Raw genomic sequence first — 17,335 nt, forward strand, 5'->3', positions numbered from 1 at the left:
TTAACCGTTGGTCGGTAGTCTGCTCAAAAAATGAACATTTGAGCTTCGATGCCCTCTGATACTTCAGCGCGTCACCATGACTGCTGCAGCCGAAAACAAGAAGTGGACACTGAAACTCATATGCTTTGAATGCAAATGAGGATTTTTTTTACCTGAATTTCAGGCGCCAACACATAGCCGCTTGTTTATTTGCCACGCAAATCAATCGGTTCAGCCGTGCCAGGTCTCTGATTTGGCTTGTCTTGTATCAGTCGGACCGCACAGGGCTTTTAACTTGATTAATGCCCCGTCAAACGAATGGTCTGTACTGTAGAAACAGTTGGAGATATTACCCGTGACAATAAATACAATTATGAGTTTGATCGAAAACAAACAATGCATGGAGTTTGTGCGGTTGGGTGTTGTTTATGCGCACTTGGTCGCTTGTTGTGTTGCCATTGGTTTGGTGTTGACCAGTGATATTGCCATGGTTAAAAATTTATTGAAGGGCAAAGTATTCTCGGAGCACGATAATGCTCATCTGGAAAGTCTTCAGACGTCTGTAGTCGTTGCGTTGGTTGCTTTGTGGGTCACCGGTATTGCCATTGTGGGTATTGATTACCTGGAAAAAGGGGTCGAATACTTCAAGAATCCAAAGCTTCAAGCCAAAGTGATCATTGTCATGTTGCTGACTTACAACGGCATCTTGTTGCATCGCTTGGTTTTGCCGGCAATGCAAAAGGCCGGCTCGCTGCTCAAGCTCGGGTTTAGCGCACGGATGCTGGCGCTGTTTTGCGGTTCGCTGTCGGCCGTGTCCTGGATGTATGCCGCCCTGCTGGGGGTTGGACGCCCATTGGCCTGGAAGTATTCACTCTCTGAATTGTTGATGGCGTATCCGCTGTTGATTGCACTGGGTTTCCTGACGATGCTGGCATTGACTCAGCGAGTGAGACAACAGCACAACGCTGTGGTGCCTCAGCGGACTGTTGCGAGTGCTTGTTAGGTTTTGGCATTGGCTGAACTTTCCGGAAATCGCTGGTTTTAAAAAGAGGGCCATCCGTAACAGGGTGGCTCTTTTTTTTTGCGTGAAAAGTTGCGGCAGTCTTCAGGTTGCTTTCGCCAGCAAGCCGGCTCCAAGGATCGTAATGCTGTTCACTTAAGTGCGGGCACGCAAATTTGTGGCGAGGGGATTTAGCGAAACGTCGCACCGCCCCGTTCGGCTGCGAAGCAGCCGCAAATCCGGACAATTCAGACTGTTTTGCCGGACGCTGGGGCCGCTTCGCGACCCAACGGGGATAAATCCCCTCGCCACAAATTTGCCTGCCTGAAGATTTTCTTAAGTGAACAGCATTGGCTCCAAGGATCGGGATTGTCCGAGGGCGGCGTGAACTTAGACGTTACTGGCCCAAACCTTGGGTTGTAGCTGATGTCACTGCCGGAGTGGAAATGGTTTGGCAGCATCAGAAAATCGAGTGGTTGGTGTAGGCCGGCAGACTTGCTGTCGGCCACCTTCGGACTGACAATCTTGGGTGGCTGTGATGCAAACCGACAGGCGTGATCGCCTGGGGAGGTTTTCAACATGAATCCTTCATCGCCAACCATTCTGCAAGACCGCGCCGCTGCCGGTCGGCGGCTGGTGGCGCCGTTGCTCAAGTACGCGCATCGCCCCGAGGTTATTGTCCTCGCCTTGCCCCGTGGCGGTGTGCCGGTGGCTTATGAAGTGGCGTCGGCGCTGGATGTTCGCCTTGACCTGATGCTGGTGCGCAAACTGGGTGTTCCGACCCATCAGGAGCTGGCGATGGGCGCGATTGCCAGCGGCGGTATTCAGATTCTCAATGAGCATGCGTTGCGGGCGCACCCGATTGATAAGGCGGCGTTCGACGCGGTGGTCGAGCGGGAAACCCGGGAGTTGTTGCGGCGCGAGCAGGCTTACCGGGGAACGCGCGCGCCGGTGCAGCTCAAGGATCAGGTGGTGATCCTGATCGACGACGGGCTGGCGACAGGCGCCTCGATGATGGCGGCGATTCACGCGGTGCGGGTGCATACACCGGCGCGGATTGTCGTCGCGGTGCCGGTGGCGCCGGTTGAGACGGCGGAGGCGCTGCGCAGCGAGGTGGATGAGTTGGTGTGCCCGATCACCGCCGAATGGTTCATGTCGATCGGGCGTTGGTACATGGATTTTTCCCAGACTGCGGATGCCGAGGTCATCAGGTTGTTGCAACGGGCCTGGCAGAAAGAGGACAGCCTCGCCGGGCAGCGCTCCGGTCAAGAGTGACAACGTTCAACACGCTTCACTTTGGGCTCTCAGGCCTTGACCCAGCGTTGCCGACTCCAGCTGCTCAAGGTATCGACGGCGAAGACCAATATCAGCATCGCCAGAATCACCGTGCTGGCCTGAGCTTCCTGAAACAGGCTGAGGCTGACATAGAGCATTTGCCCGAGGCCACCGGCGCCGACGAAGCCGAGCACACTGGCCATGCGGATGTTGTTTTCCCAGCGATACAGGATGTAGGCCAACAGCTGCGGCAACAGGTTGGGCAGGGTGCCGTAACAGAAGGCCCACACGGCGTTGGCGCCCTGCAAACGGATGGCGTCGGCCGGTTCGGGCGGGGTGTTTTCCAGCGCTTCGGCGAACAGCCGGCCGAGCACGCCGGTGGTGTGCAGCGCCAGCGCCAGCGTGCCGGCGTTGGGGCCGAGACCGGCGGCGAGCACCATCAGCGCGGCCCACACCAGTTCCGGCACTGCGCGCAAAGCGTTGAGCACCAGCCGCGACGCGCTCTGCAACGGCCAGCCGAAACGTCCGGCCGCAGGCAATGCCAACAGCAAACCGAATACCGCTGCGAGCAGGGTGCCAAGGGCAGACATGGCGATGGTTTCCAGTGCGCCATGGGCGATGGCTTGCAGATGATTCGGGCTCAGGTCCGGGCTGAAAAAGCGCTGCGCATAAGCGCCCATCTGGTTCAGGTTGCCGGTGCTGCCGAGTTCGCCGAGGTCGATGCCGAGGTAGATGAACGAGGCGATGACGGCGGCGCCGATGCCGAGCAGCAGCGCGAGATTGAACAGGCGATTCATGCCAGCCTCCAGCGCAGCAGACGGCTGAGTTGATCGGCGAGCAGCACCAGGACGAGGAACGTCAGCAACAGACTGGCCACTTCACCGCCGGCGAACATGCGCAACGACAGATCCACTTGCTGACCCAGCCCGCCGGCGCCGACGAAGCCCATCACCACCGAGGCGCGGATCGCGCATTCCCAGCGATACACCGTGTACGACAGCAATTCCGCCGCGACATTGGGCAGGATCCCGTAGCAAAACGCCGCGAGCCGACCACTGCCGGACTGCAGCAACGCATGGGCCGGGCGTTGATCAACCGATTCGAAAATTTCCGCGTAGACCTTGCCCAGCATGCCGCTGTAGGAAATGGCAATCGCCAGCACCCCAGCGGTCGGACCGAGGCCGACGGCACGCACGAACAGCAGGGCCCAGACGATTTCCGGCACGCTGCGCAGGAAAATCAGCAGACCGCGCACCGGCCAGCGCAGCAGTTGGCCCCAATGGTTCGGGCGACCCGCACGAGAAGCCGCAGACAACGACAGCGCACGACTGGCCAACAGGCTGGCGGGAATCGCCAACAACAGCGCCAAAGCCATGCCCGCCGTGGCGATGGCCAGGGTTTGCAGGGTGGCTTGCAGCAACAGCTCAATGAACGCCTCGTCATGGGCCGGTGGCCAGAAGGCGGACACGAACCGGCCCATTTCGCTCTGGCTGTCACTCGCGATCAGCACAGTGAGGTCCAGTTCGCTGTAGCGAATGCCCGGCCACAGCAGCGCGAAGGCCAGCAGGCTGAGCAGCAGGCGCGGCAGGGCGGCGGGATCGCGGGTGCCGGACGTCAGCATCGGGGAATCTGCACACTCAAGTGCGCGGGAGGCAGCGGCGAACGTTCTAACTGTTCGTTGGCGTAGAGCGTGTCGAGCCGCTCGCGGTCGACGGCGCTGGCCGGCAGGTCGAACAGAATCTGCCCGTCACGCAGGCCGATGATCCGCGAAAAGTGCGCCAGGGCCAGCTCCACCGCGTGCAGACTGGCGACCAGCGTGACGTTGTGCTCCCGGGCATGGCGGCAAAGCACCGACAGCGTGTGCTCGGCCAGCACCGGGTCCATGGCCGATACCGGTTCATCGGCCAGCAACACTTCGGGCGCTTGATACAACACCCGGGCAATGCCCACGCGCTGCAACTGTCCCCCGGACAACTGCTGGCATTGCGCGAACAGTTTGTCGCTCAGGTCCAGCCTGGCCAAGGCTGCGCGTGCCCCCGGAATATCCAGCGGATACAGCAAATTCAGCAGGCTTTTGCCCAACCCCCATTGACCCAGCTTGCCGGCCAGAACCGCCGTGACCACACGCTGGCGCGGTGGCAAGGGCGGCGCCTGATGGATCAAACCGATGCGCGCGCGAAGGCGCTGACGCTGACCAGCCGACAGTTGCCAGGCGCGTTCGCCGAGCACTTGCAGCTCGCCGTCGTTCGGTCGCAGGGCGGTGGCGAGCAGGTTGAGCAAGCTCGACTTGCCCGCGCCGGACGGGCCGATAATGGCGACCTGTTCGCGGGCCTCGATGTGCAGATCCACGCCACGCAGTGCCTGAACGCCGTTGGCGTGGGTAAGGCTGACATGGGTCAGATGCAACGTCATTTGAGCAGTTCGGCAGCGCGCGCGGCTTCCTCGATGCCCTTGTAGTTTTCAGGATTGGTTTCGATGAATCGGCTGGCGGCCTGCAAATCCAGAATCTCCTTGTCCTTCGGGTTCGCCGGATCGAGCGCGAGGAACGCGGCTTTTATCTTGGCCGCCAGCGCCGGGTCGAGGGTTCCGCGCACCGTCCAGTTGTAGTCGTAGTAGACCGGGGTGGTCGCAAACACTTTGACCTTGTTGGTGTCGACCTTGCCGGCTGCGACCAGTTTTTCCCACACGCTGGCGTTCAGCACCCCGGCGTCTACTTTGCCGGCCTGGACCCACGCGACCGTGGCGTCATGAGCGCCGGAGTAGCCGACGCGGCTGAAGTAGGTTTCCGGCTTGATGCCGTCCTTCAGCATGAAGTAACGCGGCATGAGACTGCCCGACGTCGAGGACACCGAGCCGAAGGCAAAGGTCTTGCCCTTGAGGTCGGCGAGGGATTTGACGGCCGGGTCGGCGGTGATGAATTTGCTGGTGAACCGGGCATCCTGTTCACGCTGTACCAGCGGAATGGCATTACCGGTTTTCAGGCGTGCCTGCACGAACGTGAAGCCGCCCAGCCACGCCAGGTCGATCCGGTCGGTGGCCAGCGCTTCGACCACTGCCGGGTAATCGCTGACGGGCACGAACTCGACCTTCATGCCCAATTGCTGTTCCAGATAGGCGCCCAGCGGTTTGAATTTACGCAGCAGTTCGGTGGGCGCTTCATCGGGAATCGCGCTGACTTTCAGGGTGTCGGCGGCCTGCGACAGCAGGGTGCAAAAACACAGGGCCAAACCGGCAGTCAGTGCCAGGGTACGCTTGAGCATGGAAATTCTCCGGTGCATTAACGGAACACTATCGAGGCGCCGTGGGTGACGGCAGGGCGCTTTGTGAGGTTAGACGAAACGCAGCGAGGCTGACTAATGCTTGTAGGAGCGAGCTTGCTCGCGAGGGACTTCAGGACGACGCGTGTATTCAGAGAATACGCGTTATCGTTGGCGTCCATCGCGAGCAAGCTCGCTCCTACAAATTTTCGTAACTGACTGCGCCGCGGATGTCGGCGGTGGGCAGCAGATGAGGTAACTACCGGTCGTCGGCGAGGTGCACTACGACCTATTGACACCAATCCATCTCTGCGCGAATATTAATCCATCGCATACGACACAATCGAACGCGATACGACGTCAAACCTATCGCACCGTAGAGGATTCACCCTCATGAGCAAGATCGAAAAAGTCCTGGCCACCGGCAAAACCCACACCACCGCCAGCGCTGCCGGCACCACGTCGCGCGGCCATAACGGCAGCCTCGACATCACCCTGTCGACGCCGGGCAACGCCAAACCTGCCCACGTGTTTGCCGCGACCCAGCCGCACCCGGCTGCCGAGCAACTGTTCGCCGGTGCATGGTCGGCTTGCTATACCGCAGCGGTCGGTCTGGTGGCCAATGACTTGAACGTGGTGCTGCCCGCAGACTTTTCCGTCGACATCGAAGTCGATCTGGGTCAGACCGGTGACGCTTACTTCCTTCAAGCTCGACTCACCCTGCGCGTGCCAGGCCTGACGCATGACATCGCGACGACACTGGCACACACCGCTGATCAGATCTGCCCATACTCGAAAGCAACACGCGGCAATATTGATGTGGCACTGAACGTCCTCACTGCTTAATTTTTTGTCAAATACATCGCGTGCGATAAAAGCGCATGCGAAAACAAACCAACCTGTGAGAGAACCATCATGAGCAAGATCGAAAAAGTCCTGGCCACCGGCAAAACCCACACCACCCTCAGCGCAGCCGGCACCACATCGCGCGGCCATAACGGCAACCTTGATATCGTGCTGTCCTTGCCCGGCAATCCAAAACCGCAGCATGAGTTCAAGAACATCGTGCCGCACCCGACCGCCGAGCAATTGTTCGCCGGTGCCTGGTCAGCCTGCTACTCCGCTGCCGTCGGGTTGGTGGCCAGCAACCTTAAGGTGACACTGCCGTCCGATACGAGCGTGGATATTGAAGTCGATCTGGGTCAGACCGGTCAGGCGTACTTCATCCAGGCCCGATTGACCCTGCGCGTGCCGGGTCTGTCGCAAGAGATCGCAACGAAGCTGGCGCACGACGCCGACCAGATCTGCCCGTACTCGAAAGCCACACGCGGCAACATCGACGTGGTACTGAACGCCATCACCGAATGATGCACTGCACGGCCGGTTCGACTTGCCTCGTACGCTGAACCGGCCGCCGGCCTTCACGATCCGCAACCGTGTCACTTCCGACACTGTCGCGTACGACGTATAGTCTGGCGCTTGCGAACCATCAGTTTCTGGCCAAATGAGGATGCCCATGAAAACCATCGACGAGGTAGACCCCGGCGACCTGAAGCTCGCCGACTTCCTGTGTTTCGCGGTCTATTCCACCAACCTGGCCTTCGGCAAGGCCTACAAACCGTTACTCGAACAACTCGGCCTGACTTACACGCAATACATCACCCTGGTGGTGCTCTGGGAAGCAGACGATCAAACCGTCGGCAGCCTGGGCGAAAAGCTGTTTCTCGAATCCAACACGCTCACGCCGATCCTGAAGAAACTGGAGGCGATGGGTTACCTGCAACGCCAGCGCGACCCCGAGGACGAGCGGCAAGTGCGGATCAAGCTGACGAAGCAAGGTCGTGAGCTGCGCGAAAACCACCCGGAATCGGGGCTCGCCGGCGCCACGGGGCTGACGCCGGACGAGTTCACGCAACTGCAGAAGTCGGTGGTGAAACTGCGCAACAACCTCATCAAATCGGTGAGATCTGCGGACTGATCAAGTGGGCTGCGCGGCCAGTGGCATAAACGGCGGTTTTTTGCTTTAGTCCACCTGTGGCGGGCCGGCGCGTGCAGCCTTTGATGCAAACGGGAATCCCGCCCGGAGAGTCCCATGAATCCTCGATTTTCGCGTTCCATCGCATGGGGCCTCGCGCTCACCTTCGGCGCCTTGTCTTGTGCCGATGCCATCGAATACACCCAGGTCAATGCGACCGCCAGCACGCTTTCCTTCACGTACAACCAGTTCAGTTCGCGGGTCTATGGCACGTTCAGTCAATTCGAAGGCACGCTGGATTTCGACACGACGAACCCTTCAGCGGCCCACGCCGCGCTCACGATCCAGCTCGACAGCATCGATGCCGGCAGCAGTGACGCCAACGAAGAACTGAAAAAACCAGCCTGGTTCGACACGGCGAACTCGCCGGTGGCGACGTTTGAGTCGACCGGTGTGAAATCACTGGGTAACAACCGCTACTCGATCACCGGCAAACTCACGCTCAGGGGCATCACGCGCGTGGTGGTAGTGCCCGTGCTGCTGAAGGCCGAGAACGCCATCGGCATTTTCGACGGCCAGCTGACGCTCAAACGCAGCGATTTCAAAGTAGGCGAGGGCGAGTGGGCGGACACGGTGGTTTCGGACGATATCAACATCCGCTTCCGCATGGTTGCGCCGCAGCAATAGTGTTCAAGTGGTCAGGCGCGCGTGGCGTCGGTTGAAATGGCTGCCAACGGACACCCTCTTCGGTCACGCCAGCGCGTTATCATAGGCACGCCCTAATGCCTGTCAGTTAATAGAATTTGTAGGAGCGAGCTTGCTCGCGATGGACTTCAGGACGACGCGTGTATCCAGAGAATACGCGTTATCGTTGGCGCCCATCGCGAGCTGCTCCTACGAGAGTCAGCTTTCGCTTAACTGATCAGCATTAAGGCACGCCCGCGAACACACTCTTCACGCCCGCCCCCAGAGTCAGAGCCTCAATGCCCCAGATCACCCACTTCAAAACCCCATGCCCCGAGCACCTCTCCAGCCAGATCCTGCAGATGGTCGTCGACAACCTGACCGACATCAGCATGGTCGCCATCCCGCCGAGCAACCTGTTGTACAACGTGTACCAGTACGCGATCGGCTATGAAGTTCACCTCTATCTGGAGGCGCTGAGCGGGGCGAAAGGGATTGCGGTGGAGTTGATCGTCGCGACGGACGTGGACGATCCGGAAACGGTTACCGGTTTTTTGCTGTACCTGCCGGTCAAGGACGATCCCGAAGCGTGTGGCGTGGCGTACATGGCGGTGCAGGCCGGTCATCGGCGTCAGGGCGTGGCTCGCAAGATGCTGCGGGAAATGGTCGGTCGCTACCCGCATGCCGAGCTGACCTGCGCGGTTGCCAAGGTGCCATGGTTTGAATCGATGGGGTTCCAGGTGGTAGGCGTGCGCGGCACTCAGGTGCTGATGAACACCCGCGATCATCGCTCCGACGGTTTGATGGGGCTGCTGGACGTGGCGTCGATCTACAGCTCGCTGGAGGTGCGGCAGATTCATAGCTATCTGCTGCAAAAGCACGGCAAACGGGCGATGCTCGATGCGGAGAAACAGCGTGACCGGCATCTGGATCAACTGACGTACAAGGCCAATGAATTTGTGCGTGAACGGTTGGGCGAGGGGGCACGCTAACCGCACCCACCCAGACAACTCAATCAACTCCGGCAAATCGGGCAGCGTTCAGGAAAGCTTCACATTCATGGTGATCCGCGCCGTGAACACCTTCTTGCCTTCGACGTCGTGAATGTCCACCGGCACGATCTTGTCGCCTTCCGTGGTCCAGTCGACGCTGCCCCCATCGGCCACCGCCGTCACGTCGGTTTTTGCCTTCGCCAGATACTCGACCGTCATGCCTTTTGGAATCCAGCGGGCGCCTTCGGGAATCGACACATCGGTCATCATCCCCGCCGCCAGTTCAGCCGCATTGCACATCGCAATCGCGTGCACAGTGCCCAGGTGGTTGGTGATTTCCCTGGCGAACGGCACTTGCACCGTCGCGAAGCCTTTGCGCAATTCCGTGACCAGCGGGTTGATGGTGCTGAAGTAGGGCGCAACCTGACAGGCCATTTTGCTGAATGCTTGCGGGCCCGCGCTGTTGAACATGCTCAGAAACTGACTCATTTTGAAACCTCACTGACGAGTGAATAAACAGAATGGTGTTCCGTTACAGAATAATGTTCTGTAGCGGAACAGTATTCTGTCGATGGGAAATCTGTCAACCTACTGCCACGTGTCCGATGGCAGTCACCTGCCTTCACCATCGATTTTTTTGGGACTGTGTCAAGCATGGAAACGTCAGATTTACTCGAACGCTGCTACCCCGGAAGACGCGCTGAACTCAAGCGCGACATTTTTCGAAAGGCCCTCACACTGTTCAACGAGCAGGGGATCGAGGCCACGACCATCGAAATGATCCGCGCCGAATGCGACACCAGCGTGGGCGCGATTTATCACCACTTCGGCAACAAGGAAGGTTTGGTGGCCGCGCTGTTTTTCACCGCTTTGGACGATCAGGCCAGGCTGCGCGACAGTTATTTGAGCGACGCGAAAACGACGCAAGAAGGCGTGTACGCGCTGGTGCACAGTTATGTGGATTGGGTCGACAGCCAACCCGAATGGGCGCGCTTCCAGTACCACGCACGATTTGCCGTCACCAAAGGGCCTTTCAAGGACGAACTGGCTACCCGCAACAAGGCGCGCAACAAGCAACTGCTGGAATGGCTGTCGGCTTCGGCCAGAGGCGATGAGTTGAAAGGTTCTCCAGCCGAATTGCTGCTGTCGCTGATCATTGGCCAGGCAGACAACTATTGCAGGACATGGTTATCGGGCCGGGTGAAGGGCAGTCCGAAGGCCTACAGGGACAAGCTTGCGCACGCGGCGTGGCGATCGATTTCCGCCGATTGATCAGCAAAAAGCCCGGTCAGATGCCTGATGCTGTTCACTTTAGTGCTCTTAGGTCGTGCATACCTTTGTGGCGAGGGAGCTTGCTCCCGCTGGGCTGCGTAGCAGCCCCAAAAATCTGACAAGCATTGCCGATTTTTGTGAGTGCTACGCACTGGAGCGCCAGCCCGGTCAAGCGGGAGCAAGCTCCCTCGCCACAGGTTTCTCTGATTCAAGACTTTCTTAAGTGAACAGCATTACGGTCAGATGCCGGCCTTTTTTTGTCTGTCATTCGTGCACAAAAAAAGAGCCTCAAGGCTCTTTGATGGGGAGGTAGCAGAGCCCTTGAGGCTCAAGATACACGTGAAACAAGCGGTGAGCTTGGTAGGGGTTCAGATCACTCACCACCTACGCAACCGCTTGAGTTGATCAAACAAACGGCTGCGTAGAATCATCGTAGGAACATGAGGTTTGGCACTCAAGTACCGCTAGTCGCATCCCTGCCAGCCCTGCCACGCGCGCTTCTTTCAACCATCCCTCAGCAGCACACAGTCCACGTATAACGAGGCGATCACCCTGGCGGTGCCGTCTGGGTCGCCATCTCCTGACGGCGCCTCGCCGGAAACGGTGAAGGTGCATCGGCGCAATGTCTATCACAAGCTCAATGTGAACGGGCATGGGGAGTTGTTTGCGTTGGTGTTGCAGCCGCGTTGAGTGGCTCGGTAACTTGTTCAATTTTTTCGAACGAGTGGCCCAACAGTTTCGTGCGTCAATCGAACGAGATCGGCAGATGATCACTCTCAATCCGCAACACATTACCGGCGGAGTTACTGATCACTACCGAGGATTACGCCATGACCGATATCACCCGTGTTGCCGTCGTTTACCACAGTGGCTATGGACACACCGCCAAACAGGCTGAAGCGGTTGCACAAGGTGCGGGCAGTGTTGCCGGCACCGAAGTGTTACTGATCAGCGTCGATGAAATCGACCAGTACTGGGAACGCCTGGAAGGGGTCGACGCGATCATCTTCGGCTCGCCGACCTACATGGGCAGCGCTTCGGCCCAATTCAAAGGTTTTATGGATTCGACGTCGCGCCACGTTTTTGCCAAGGGCGGCGTCTGGGCCAACAAGATTGCGGCGGGCTTCACCAACGCGGCGTCCCGCTCCGGTGACAAGCTGGCGACCTTGCAGCAACTGTCGATCTTCGCGGCACAGCACGGCATGCACTGGGTGAACCTGGGTCTGCCACCGGGCCACAACAGCAGCAAAACCACGGAAGACATGCTCAACCGTCACAGCTTCTGGCTGGGTGCGGCGGCGCAGTCCGATGCTGACGTCAGTGCCGAGTTCGGCCCTCCGAAGGCTGACCTGCTGACGGCGGAACATCTGGGGGGCCGGGTGGCGAATGTCGCGCGGCAGATGGCGGCGGGGCGTCGCGTTCTGGGGTGATTGGGGTTCTTTAAAGATCACAAGATCGCAGCCTGCGGCAGCTCCTACAGGATCGGGTTTACACACGGTCAATGTAGGAGCTGGCGTAGCCTGCGATCTTTTGCCTTTCAGCTATTCAGCTTGAATACCAACGCCTTCAACCCGCACTCGACATCCGCATCCGGAAACTCCGGCGGATTTTCCAGCCGTTGCTCAAACCGCAGGCTTGGCGCTTCACGCATCACGCCCTCGATGAGGAAATCGGCACCGAACGCCGGGTCGTTCATGCAGGCCAGAACCGTGCCCTGCGGGCTGAGCAATTCCGGCAACCGTCGCAGCACGCGCTGGTAATCCTTGGTCAGCAAAAAGCTGCCTTTCTGAAATGACGGCGGGTCAATGATCACCAGGTCATAAGGCCCCTTGCCGATCACCTTGCCCCAGGACTTGAACAGGTCGTGGCCGAGAAAACTCACCTTGCTCATGTCGTGGCCGTTGAGCCGGTGATTGTCGCGGCCACGGTTCAGGGCCGGGCTGGACATGTCGAGGTTGACCACGTGTGCCGCGCCACCCTCGATGGCCGCCACCGAAAAACCGCAGGTGTAGGCGAACAGGTTCAACACCCGCTTGCCCTCGGCGTTGGCGCGCACCCAATCGCGGCCGTAGCGCATGTCGAGGAACAGCCCGGTGTTCTGCTTGCGACCCAGGTCCACGCGATAGCGCAGGCCGCCCTCGGTAATGGTCATGTCCTCGATCACTTCCCCGACCAGCCATTCGGTGGTGCTTTTCAGCAGATAACGATGCTGCAGCGCCAGGGTATGCGCACCGGATTGCGTCCACTCGGGTGACCGGGTGATGTCCATCAGCCGCTGTTTCAGCTCATCGAGTTGCGCCGCTTCGGGTTCCTTGAACAGCGACACCAGCACCACGCCTTGTAGCCAGTCGACGGTCAGTTGCTCCAGCCCGGGCCAGCAGCGTCCGCGACCGTGGAACAGTCGGCGGGTTTCTGCGGGGGCCGTTGCCAGGGCGGTCAGCAGATGATCGTGGAGGGTGGTCAGCGCTTCTGAGTTCATCGGGTCGGATCGGCGATTTGAGGGGGCGGCATTTTAACCACAATTGCAGCGAATGGGCGGATGACGCAATCAATGTGGGAGCGGGCTTGCTCGCGAAAGCGGTGTATCAAGCAACGATGATGTCGACTGACACTCCGCTTTCGCGAGCAAGCCCGCTCCCACAGGTCATTAGGGGGTTAGTTATCACGGTTAATTTAACTTTACGTGAGGATTTGGCGATCTGTCGGCTTCCATACTCGGCTCCAACGAATAACAACAACCGCCGGGAGCCGATCATGTCGCCGTTACCTGCTTCATCCCATCCGCGCTGGCTACGGGTGACCCATTGGCTGAACGCCCTCGCGGTGCTGGTCATGGTCTCCAGCGGTTGGCGCATCTACAACGCGTCCCCGCTTTACGACTTCAGTTTTCCCAAAGTCATCACGCTGGGCGGCTGGCTCGGCGGTGCATTGCAATGGCACTTTGCAGCGATGTGGTTCCTCGCCATCAACGGCCTCATCTATCTGGTCATCAACCTCGCCAGCGGTCGTCTGGCACGGCGCTTTTTTCCGGTGTCACCCAAAGGGGTCGTACATGACCTGTGGGACGCATTTCGCGGGAGGCTGGGGCATGCCGACTTGAGTCATTACAACCAGGTGCAACGGGTGGCGTACCTGTTCGTGATGGTCGACATCACGCTGCTGGTGATCTCCGGGCTGGTGTTGTGGAAGTCCGTCCAGTTTCCGCTGTTGCGTGAATTACTCGGCGGCTACGAAACCGCGCGGCATGTGCATTTCATTGCGATGGCGCTGTTGATGGCCTTTGTTGTGGTGCATCTGGTGATGGTCGCACTCGTGCCCAAAACGCTGTTGGCCATGATTGTCGGTCGCAAGGAGTCCGTATGAAAAAGCGCATCGAAGGTCTGGACGAGTCCTCCATCCTGAAAGACGCACGGAAAATCATTGCACCGCAGATCGAGGACTGCTCACGCCGCTCGTTCCTGATGCGCAGCCTGACCCTCGGCGGCGTGGCCATGTTGTCCGGCTGCAACATCACCGATAACGAAAGCATCGAGACCGCGTTGTCGTCCATGTCGCGGTTCAACGATCGGGTGCAGGGCTGGCTGTTCAATCCCAACGCGCTGGCACCGATTTATCCGGCGTCGATGATCACCCGGCCGTTTCCCTTCAATGCCTTCTACGGCATCGACGAGGCACCCACCGTAGAGGAAGAAAGCTATCGACTGGAGGTCACCGGGCTGGTGGCCGACAAACGCAGCTGGCGTCTTGAAGAGCTGCGTGGCATGGCGCAGAACGAGCAGATCACCCGGCATATTTGCGTCGAAGGCTGGAGCGCGATCGGGCGCTGGGGTGGGGTGCGGTTCAGTGACTTTCTAAAACGAGTCGGTGCCGACACCGATGCCAAATATGTCGGTTTCAAATGCGCCGACGATTACTACACCAGTATCGACATGGCCACCGCGCTGCACTCGCAGACCTTGCTGGCGCTGACCTATGACGGCGCGGTGCTGCCACGCGAATACGGCTTCCCGATGAAGCTGCGCATGCCCACCAAGCTTGGCTACAAAAATCCCAAACACATCCAGGCGATTTTCGTCAGCAACACCTACAGCGGCGGCTACTGGGAAGACCAGGGCTATAACTGGTTCGGTGGCAGCTGACGGCGCCCGACAAGTTCACTCGTCCACAACCTGTGCTTCAAGGAGTTTCATCATGAAAAAGTTAACCACCGTCGTTCTGTCCATGTGCCTCGCCATGGGCGCTGCCAGCGTATTTGCCGCCGAAGCTACCAACGGCATGAGCAATGACAGCATGAGCAAGGATTCGATGTCCAAAGACGCCATGAAAAAAGACACGATGTCCAAAGATGCGATGAAAAAAGACACGATGTCCAAAGATGCGATGAAGAAAGATGCCATGTCCAAGGATTCGATGAAGAAGGATGAGATGAAGAAGGGCGCCATGTCCAAAGACGCCATGAAGAAGGACAACATGTCGTATTAAGCAAAAACTACACAATCCCTGTGGGAGCGGGCTTGCTCCGGGCGGCGTTCCGACGAAGGCGGTGTATCAGGCAACTATGATGTCGGCTGACACTCCGCCTTCGTCGGAACGCCGCCCGGAGCAAGCCCGCTCCCACAGGTTTTACAGTGGTATGACCTTTGATCATGCCCCCATGACTTTTAATGGTTACACCCTGTATCAAAAATGAATTTCCGCCGAGCCCGCTGCTCATACCTGTAAGCAGCGGATTTGAACCCGCGAAATCATTAGACGATCAGGGAGTAGCAAAGTCATGTGTCCAGTATCGACGGCGGGTGAGCACCTTCCTGGCGGGTTGATTCTTGTGGTTGAAGATGACCCGCTGATTCTGGAGTTTCTCTGCGAAATTCTTCAGGAGGAGGGTTTTGTAGTTGAACCGCAGACCAGCGCGGATGCTGCAGCGGTTTACCTCGAACAGCACGCAGGTAACGTGGTGCTGCTGCTGACAGACATCACCATGCCCGGCAAGCTCAATGGCGCGGACCTGGCCAATCTGTTCGGCGACCGCTGGCCGGACAAGCCGATCATGATCATGTCCGGCTTCGAAACGCCGCAAACTTCCGGGGTAAGGCATGAGGTATCCTTCATCAAGAAACCCTGGGCGCTTGGGCAATTTCTTGATTGCGTTGAAGGTGCATTGAAGTCGCACCGTACCCTGTAGGAGCTGCCGCAGGCTGCGATCTTTTGATCCTGTTTTTAAAAGGCAAAATCAAAAGATCGCAGCCTGCGGCAGCTCCTACAAGGGTCGTGTACATTGCTGACAAATCTGCCCGGCTCTTGCGAGAGGAAGCTCATTCTTGTCAGCTAAAAATTGCGTTTTCAACAAGCCTTATCGCGCCTTTTTGTTTGATATGGACGGCACCGTCCTCAATTCCATCGCCGCCGCCGAGCGCATCTGGACCACCTGGGCCTTGCGCCACGGGGTGGATGTCGAGTCTTTCCTGCCGACCATTCACGGTGCCCGGGCCATCGACACGGTTAACCGCCAGGCCTTGCCGGGTGTCGATGCCGAGGCTGAAGCGGCATGGATTACCCAAGCGGAAATCGATGACGTCGAAGGGATTGTCGAAGTGGCCAGTGCGGCGGATTTTCTGACGTCATTGCCGGCCAATCAGTGGGCCATCGTGACGTCTGCACCCAGGGCACTGGCGTTGCGACGGATGGCGGCGGCGGGGATTCCCGAACCTGCGGTGATGGTGACGGCGGAAGATGTCAGCGCCGGCAAACCCGATCCTGCGGGTTATCGATTGGCGGCCAGGCGGTTAGGTGTCGACGTGACCGATTGCCTGATCTTCGAAGATGCCACGGTGGGTATTCTCGCGGCGGAGGCGGCGGGGGCAGACTTGTTGATCATCACCTCGACCCACGAACATCCGATCGAAACGTCGCACGCGACGATGGTCAGTTATGAATCGGTCGCCTGTGGTTTAGAGGGCGATGGCCGGATCCGACTGAGTTTTTCGTAATTGGCACAACCCCCTGTGGGAGCGGGCTTGCTCGCGAAGGCGGAGTGTCAGGCACCAATAATGTTGCCTGACACTCCGCCTTCGTCGGAACGCCGCCCGGAGCAAGCCCGCTCCCACATTTGGGATGGGTTTCTTCAGTACAATCCTGGTATCAACCGCCAGCTACGCCTGCAATACGCCTCATATTCCCCGCCGAACTGCGCGCGCAGCAGCGCTTCTTCGGAGTGAATGCGGGCGATCAGCGGGATCACCGTCAGCGCTGCCAGCAACAGGCCAACGCCGGAACGAAATGCCAGCGCCCAGCCCAGGGCAATGACCAACATCCCCAAGTAACTGGGGTTGCGCAACGTTCGGTAAATCCCGTCGGTGACCAGTCGGTGCCCCGGTTGAATCGCCACCAGCCCGCTGAAACGCTTGCCCAGCACAAACACCGGCCACATTCGCAACATGCCGCCGACGATGAACAGCAACGCCCCGAGCCAGCGCACGCCGTCGCCATCGAAGGTCCAAAAATCGATTCGGTCGGTGTAAGCCGGTAAAAAACCGCTCAATATCCCGATCACCCCGAAGGCCGGCAGCACCCAGCGATTGGCCCGGTCTTCCCGTTCGCCCGAGCTGAGATTGACCTCGGTGAACAGCGACGCGATCACCATCGCCAGGGTTGCCAGGGCAACGACCACCAGCGCCGCATGCGAGAAAAACGTGGCAAATCCGCCCAACCCCCACACCGCGAGCCCGAGGTAGGCGAGGGTGCTCACGATGGCGAAAAATGCCAGCCTGGCCGAGATTTTCATCCGTACCTCACGTGTGGACCTGACACCTCTCATTGTAGGAGCTGCCGCAGGCTGCGATCTTTTGATCTTCGGTATTAAAAACCAGATCAAAGGATCGCAGCCTGCGGCAGCTCCTACGCC

The 17,335-nt window shown here is 58.9% G+C and carries 21 protein-coding genes and 1 pseudogene; 15 read left to right on the top strand and 7 right to left on the bottom strand.

Features of this window, described 5'->3' with window-relative positions; genetic code table 11:
- The first annotated feature begins 334 nt into the window (after window positions 1-334).
- Together ACYZTL_RS00080 and ACYZTL_RS00085 are read left to right on the top strand one after the other, a co-directional pair.
- Window positions 335-982, top strand: a complete 648-nt coding sequence (locus ACYZTL_RS00080) for a hypothetical protein (RefSeq protein ID WP_461950020.1) — start codon at window positions 335-337, stop codon at window positions 980-982.
- Between the two features lie 576 nt (window positions 983-1,558).
- Complete coding sequence (locus ACYZTL_RS00085; protein ID WP_461950021.1) at window positions 1,559-2,254, top strand: phosphoribosyltransferase; 696 nt, start codon at window positions 1,559-1,561, stop codon at window positions 2,252-2,254.
- Window positions 2,255-2,283: 29 nt separating this feature from the next.
- Here ACYZTL_RS00085 and phnE read toward each other — a convergent pair whose 3' ends face one another.
- Genes phnE through ACYZTL_RS00105 form a run of 4 tightly spaced genes read right to left on the bottom strand, consistent with a single transcriptional unit; the run spans window position 2,284 to window position 5,514 of the window.
- Window positions 2,284-3,051 (bottom strand): phosphonate ABC transporter, permease protein PhnE, encoded by a 768-nt coding sequence (gene phnE / locus ACYZTL_RS00090; protein ID WP_461950022.1) that lies wholly within the window; start codon window positions 3,049-3,051, stop codon window positions 2,284-2,286.
- Complete coding sequence (locus tag ACYZTL_RS00095) at window positions 3,048-3,875, bottom strand: PhnE/PtxC family ABC transporter permease (protein ID WP_461950023.1); 828 nt, start codon at window positions 3,873-3,875, stop codon at window positions 3,048-3,050. Before ACYZTL_RS00095 ends, phnE begins: the two co-directional genes overlap by 4 nt.
- Window positions 3,869-4,666 carry a phosphonate ABC transporter ATP-binding protein gene (locus tag ACYZTL_RS00100; protein ID WP_461950024.1) on the bottom strand — a complete coding sequence of 266 codons (798 nt, stop codon included), beginning with the start codon at window positions 4,664-4,666 and terminating at the stop codon, window positions 3,869-3,871. The genes ACYZTL_RS00095 and ACYZTL_RS00100 overlap by 7 nt, the downstream gene beginning before the upstream one ends.
- Window positions 4,663-5,514, bottom strand: a complete 852-nt coding sequence (locus tag ACYZTL_RS00105) for a putative selenate ABC transporter substrate-binding protein (RefSeq protein WP_461950025.1) — start codon at window positions 5,512-5,514, stop codon at window positions 4,663-4,665. Before ACYZTL_RS00105 ends, ACYZTL_RS00100 begins: the two co-directional genes overlap by 4 nt.
- Before the next feature lie 390 nt (window positions 5,515-5,904).
- Here ACYZTL_RS00105 and ACYZTL_RS00110 point away from each other — a divergent pair, with 390 nt between their 5' ends.
- The 5 genes from ACYZTL_RS00110 (at window position 5,905) to ACYZTL_RS00130 (ending at window position 9,162) form a co-directional block, all read left to right on the top strand.
- Window positions 5,905-6,357: an Ohr family peroxiredoxin gene (locus ACYZTL_RS00110; protein ID WP_461950026.1), complete on the top strand. Its 453-nt coding sequence runs from the start codon at window positions 5,905-5,907 to the stop codon at window positions 6,355-6,357.
- A gap of 69 nt (window positions 6,358-6,426) precedes the next feature.
- Window positions 6,427-6,879, top strand: coding sequence for an Ohr family peroxiredoxin (locus ACYZTL_RS00115; RefSeq protein WP_461950027.1), 453 nt, complete (start codon window positions 6,427-6,429; stop codon window positions 6,877-6,879).
- Window positions 6,880-7,027: 148 nt separating this feature from the next.
- Window positions 7,028-7,489, top strand: coding sequence for a MarR family winged helix-turn-helix transcriptional regulator (locus ACYZTL_RS00120; RefSeq protein WP_461950028.1), 462 nt, complete (start codon window positions 7,028-7,030; stop codon window positions 7,487-7,489).
- Between the two features lie 114 nt (window positions 7,490-7,603).
- Complete coding sequence (locus ACYZTL_RS00125; protein ID WP_461950029.1) at window positions 7,604-8,173, top strand: YceI family protein; 570 nt, start codon at window positions 7,604-7,606, stop codon at window positions 8,171-8,173.
- A 296-nt stretch (window positions 8,174-8,469) separates the two neighbouring features.
- On the top strand, window positions 8,470-9,162 hold the full coding sequence (locus ACYZTL_RS00130) for a GNAT family N-acetyltransferase (RefSeq protein ID WP_461950030.1): 693 nt from the start codon (window positions 8,470-8,472) through the stop codon (window positions 9,160-9,162).
- A 48-nt stretch (window positions 9,163-9,210) separates the two neighbouring features.
- Here ACYZTL_RS00130 and ACYZTL_RS00135 read toward each other — a convergent pair whose 3' ends face one another.
- Window positions 9,211-9,651, bottom strand: coding sequence for a hotdog fold domain-containing protein (locus ACYZTL_RS00135; RefSeq protein ID WP_461950031.1), 441 nt, complete (start codon window positions 9,649-9,651; stop codon window positions 9,211-9,213).
- Window positions 9,652-9,816: 165 nt separating this feature from the next.
- On the opposite strand from ACYZTL_RS00135, the gene ACYZTL_RS00140 reads away from it, so the two are divergent.
- The 3 genes and pseudogenes from ACYZTL_RS00140 (at window position 9,817) to ACYZTL_RS00150 (ending at window position 11,864) form a co-directional block, all read left to right on the top strand.
- Window positions 9,817-10,434, top strand: a complete 618-nt coding sequence (locus ACYZTL_RS00140) for a TetR/AcrR family transcriptional regulator (RefSeq protein WP_461950032.1) — start codon at window positions 9,817-9,819, stop codon at window positions 10,432-10,434.
- A gap of 585 nt (window positions 10,435-11,019) precedes the next feature.
- Window positions 11,020-11,124: pseudogene (locus ACYZTL_RS00145) on the top strand (helix-turn-helix transcriptional regulator); the annotation flags it as partial.
- Window positions 11,125-11,273: 149 nt separating this feature from the next.
- Window positions 11,274-11,864 carry a flavodoxin family protein gene (locus ACYZTL_RS00150; protein ID WP_461954225.1) on the top strand — a complete coding sequence of 197 codons (591 nt, stop codon included), beginning with the start codon at window positions 11,274-11,276 and terminating at the stop codon, window positions 11,862-11,864.
- Window positions 11,865-11,971: 107 nt separating this feature from the next.
- Here the strand turns inward: ACYZTL_RS00150 and ACYZTL_RS00155 are convergent, their stop codons facing one another.
- A complete protein-coding gene (locus ACYZTL_RS00155; protein WP_461950033.1) occupies window positions 11,972-12,913 on the bottom strand; it encodes a class I SAM-dependent methyltransferase in 942 nt (313 codons plus the stop codon).
- 275 nt (window positions 12,914-13,188) lie between these two features.
- Here ACYZTL_RS00155 and ACYZTL_RS00160 point away from each other — a divergent pair, with 275 nt between their 5' ends.
- From ACYZTL_RS00160 to ACYZTL_RS00180, 5 genes are all read left to right on the top strand, one after another.
- A complete protein-coding gene (locus tag ACYZTL_RS00160; protein WP_461950034.1) occupies window positions 13,189-13,797 on the top strand; it encodes a cytochrome b/b6 domain-containing protein in 609 nt (202 codons plus the stop codon).
- Window positions 13,794-14,573 (top strand): molybdopterin-dependent oxidoreductase, encoded by a 780-nt coding sequence (locus tag ACYZTL_RS00165; RefSeq protein ID WP_461950035.1) that lies wholly within the window; start codon window positions 13,794-13,796, stop codon window positions 14,571-14,573. The genes ACYZTL_RS00160 and ACYZTL_RS00165 overlap by 4 nt, the downstream gene beginning before the upstream one ends.
- 52 nt (window positions 14,574-14,625) lie before the next feature.
- The gene (locus tag ACYZTL_RS00170) at window positions 14,626-14,916 is read left to right on the top strand and encodes a pentapeptide MXKDX repeat protein (protein ID WP_461950036.1); all 291 of its coding nucleotides are present in this window, start codon (window positions 14,626-14,628) and stop codon (window positions 14,914-14,916) included.
- 292 nt (window positions 14,917-15,208) lie between these two features.
- Window positions 15,209-15,616 (top strand): response regulator, encoded by a 408-nt coding sequence (locus ACYZTL_RS00175; RefSeq protein ID WP_461950037.1) that lies wholly within the window; start codon window positions 15,209-15,211, stop codon window positions 15,614-15,616.
- 136 nt (window positions 15,617-15,752) lie between these two features.
- Window positions 15,753-16,421: an HAD-IA family hydrolase gene (locus ACYZTL_RS00180; protein ID WP_461950038.1), complete on the top strand. Its 669-nt coding sequence runs from the start codon at window positions 15,753-15,755 to the stop codon at window positions 16,419-16,421.
- Between the two features lie 134 nt (window positions 16,422-16,555).
- Here the strand turns inward: ACYZTL_RS00180 and ACYZTL_RS00185 are convergent, their stop codons facing one another.
- Window positions 16,556-17,215 (bottom strand): methyltransferase family protein, encoded by a 660-nt coding sequence (locus ACYZTL_RS00185; protein ID WP_461950039.1) that lies wholly within the window; start codon window positions 17,213-17,215, stop codon window positions 16,556-16,558.
- Between the last annotated feature and the right edge of the window lie 120 nt (window positions 17,216-17,335).

The organism is Pseudomonas sp. LB3P81 (assembly GCF_054897965.1).

Excerpts from the sequence above, each read along its gene's own strand:
- ACYZTL_RS00085 (WP_461950021.1), top strand. The coding sequence starts at position 1,559 with ATGAATCCTTCATCGCCAACCATTCTGCAAGACCGCGCCGCTGCCGGT.
- phnE (WP_461950022.1), bottom strand. The coding sequence starts at position 3,051 with ATGAATCGCCTGTTCAATCTCGCGCTGCTGCTCGGCATCGGCGCCGCC.
- ACYZTL_RS00095 (WP_461950023.1), bottom strand. The coding sequence starts at position 3,875 with ATGCTGACGTCCGGCACCCGCGATCCCGCCGCCCTGCCGCGCCTGCTG.
- ACYZTL_RS00100 (WP_461950024.1), bottom strand. The coding sequence starts at position 4,666 with ATGACGTTGCATCTGACCCATGTCAGCCTTACCCACGCCAACGGCGTT.
- ACYZTL_RS00105 (WP_461950025.1), bottom strand. The coding sequence starts at position 5,514 with ATGCTCAAGCGTACCCTGGCACTGACTGCCGGTTTGGCCCTGTGTTTT.
- ACYZTL_RS00110 (WP_461950026.1), top strand. The coding sequence starts at position 5,905 with ATGAGCAAGATCGAAAAAGTCCTGGCCACCGGCAAAACCCACACCACC.
- ACYZTL_RS00115 (WP_461950027.1), top strand. The coding sequence starts at position 6,427 with ATGAGCAAGATCGAAAAAGTCCTGGCCACCGGCAAAACCCACACCACC.
- ACYZTL_RS00120 (WP_461950028.1), top strand. The coding sequence starts at position 7,028 with ATGAAAACCATCGACGAGGTAGACCCCGGCGACCTGAAGCTCGCCGAC.
- ACYZTL_RS00125 (WP_461950029.1), top strand. The coding sequence starts at position 7,604 with ATGAATCCTCGATTTTCGCGTTCCATCGCATGGGGCCTCGCGCTCACC.
- ACYZTL_RS00130 (WP_461950030.1), top strand. The coding sequence starts at position 8,470 with ATGCCCCAGATCACCCACTTCAAAACCCCATGCCCCGAGCACCTCTCC.
- ACYZTL_RS00135 (WP_461950031.1), bottom strand. The coding sequence starts at position 9,651 with ATGAGTCAGTTTCTGAGCATGTTCAACAGCGCGGGCCCGCAAGCATTC.
- ACYZTL_RS00140 (WP_461950032.1), top strand. The coding sequence starts at position 9,817 with ATGGAAACGTCAGATTTACTCGAACGCTGCTACCCCGGAAGACGCGCT.
- ACYZTL_RS00155 (WP_461950033.1), bottom strand. The coding sequence starts at position 12,913 with ATGAACTCAGAAGCGCTGACCACCCTCCACGATCATCTGCTGACCGCC.
- ACYZTL_RS00160 (WP_461950034.1), top strand. The coding sequence starts at position 13,189 with ATGTCGCCGTTACCTGCTTCATCCCATCCGCGCTGGCTACGGGTGACC.
- ACYZTL_RS00165 (WP_461950035.1), top strand. The coding sequence starts at position 13,794 with ATGAAAAAGCGCATCGAAGGTCTGGACGAGTCCTCCATCCTGAAAGAC.
- ACYZTL_RS00170 (WP_461950036.1), top strand. The coding sequence starts at position 14,626 with ATGAAAAAGTTAACCACCGTCGTTCTGTCCATGTGCCTCGCCATGGGC.
- ACYZTL_RS00175 (WP_461950037.1), top strand. The coding sequence starts at position 15,209 with ATGTGTCCAGTATCGACGGCGGGTGAGCACCTTCCTGGCGGGTTGATT.
- ACYZTL_RS00185 (WP_461950039.1), bottom strand. The coding sequence starts at position 17,215 with ATGAAAATCTCGGCCAGGCTGGCATTTTTCGCCATCGTGAGCACCCTC.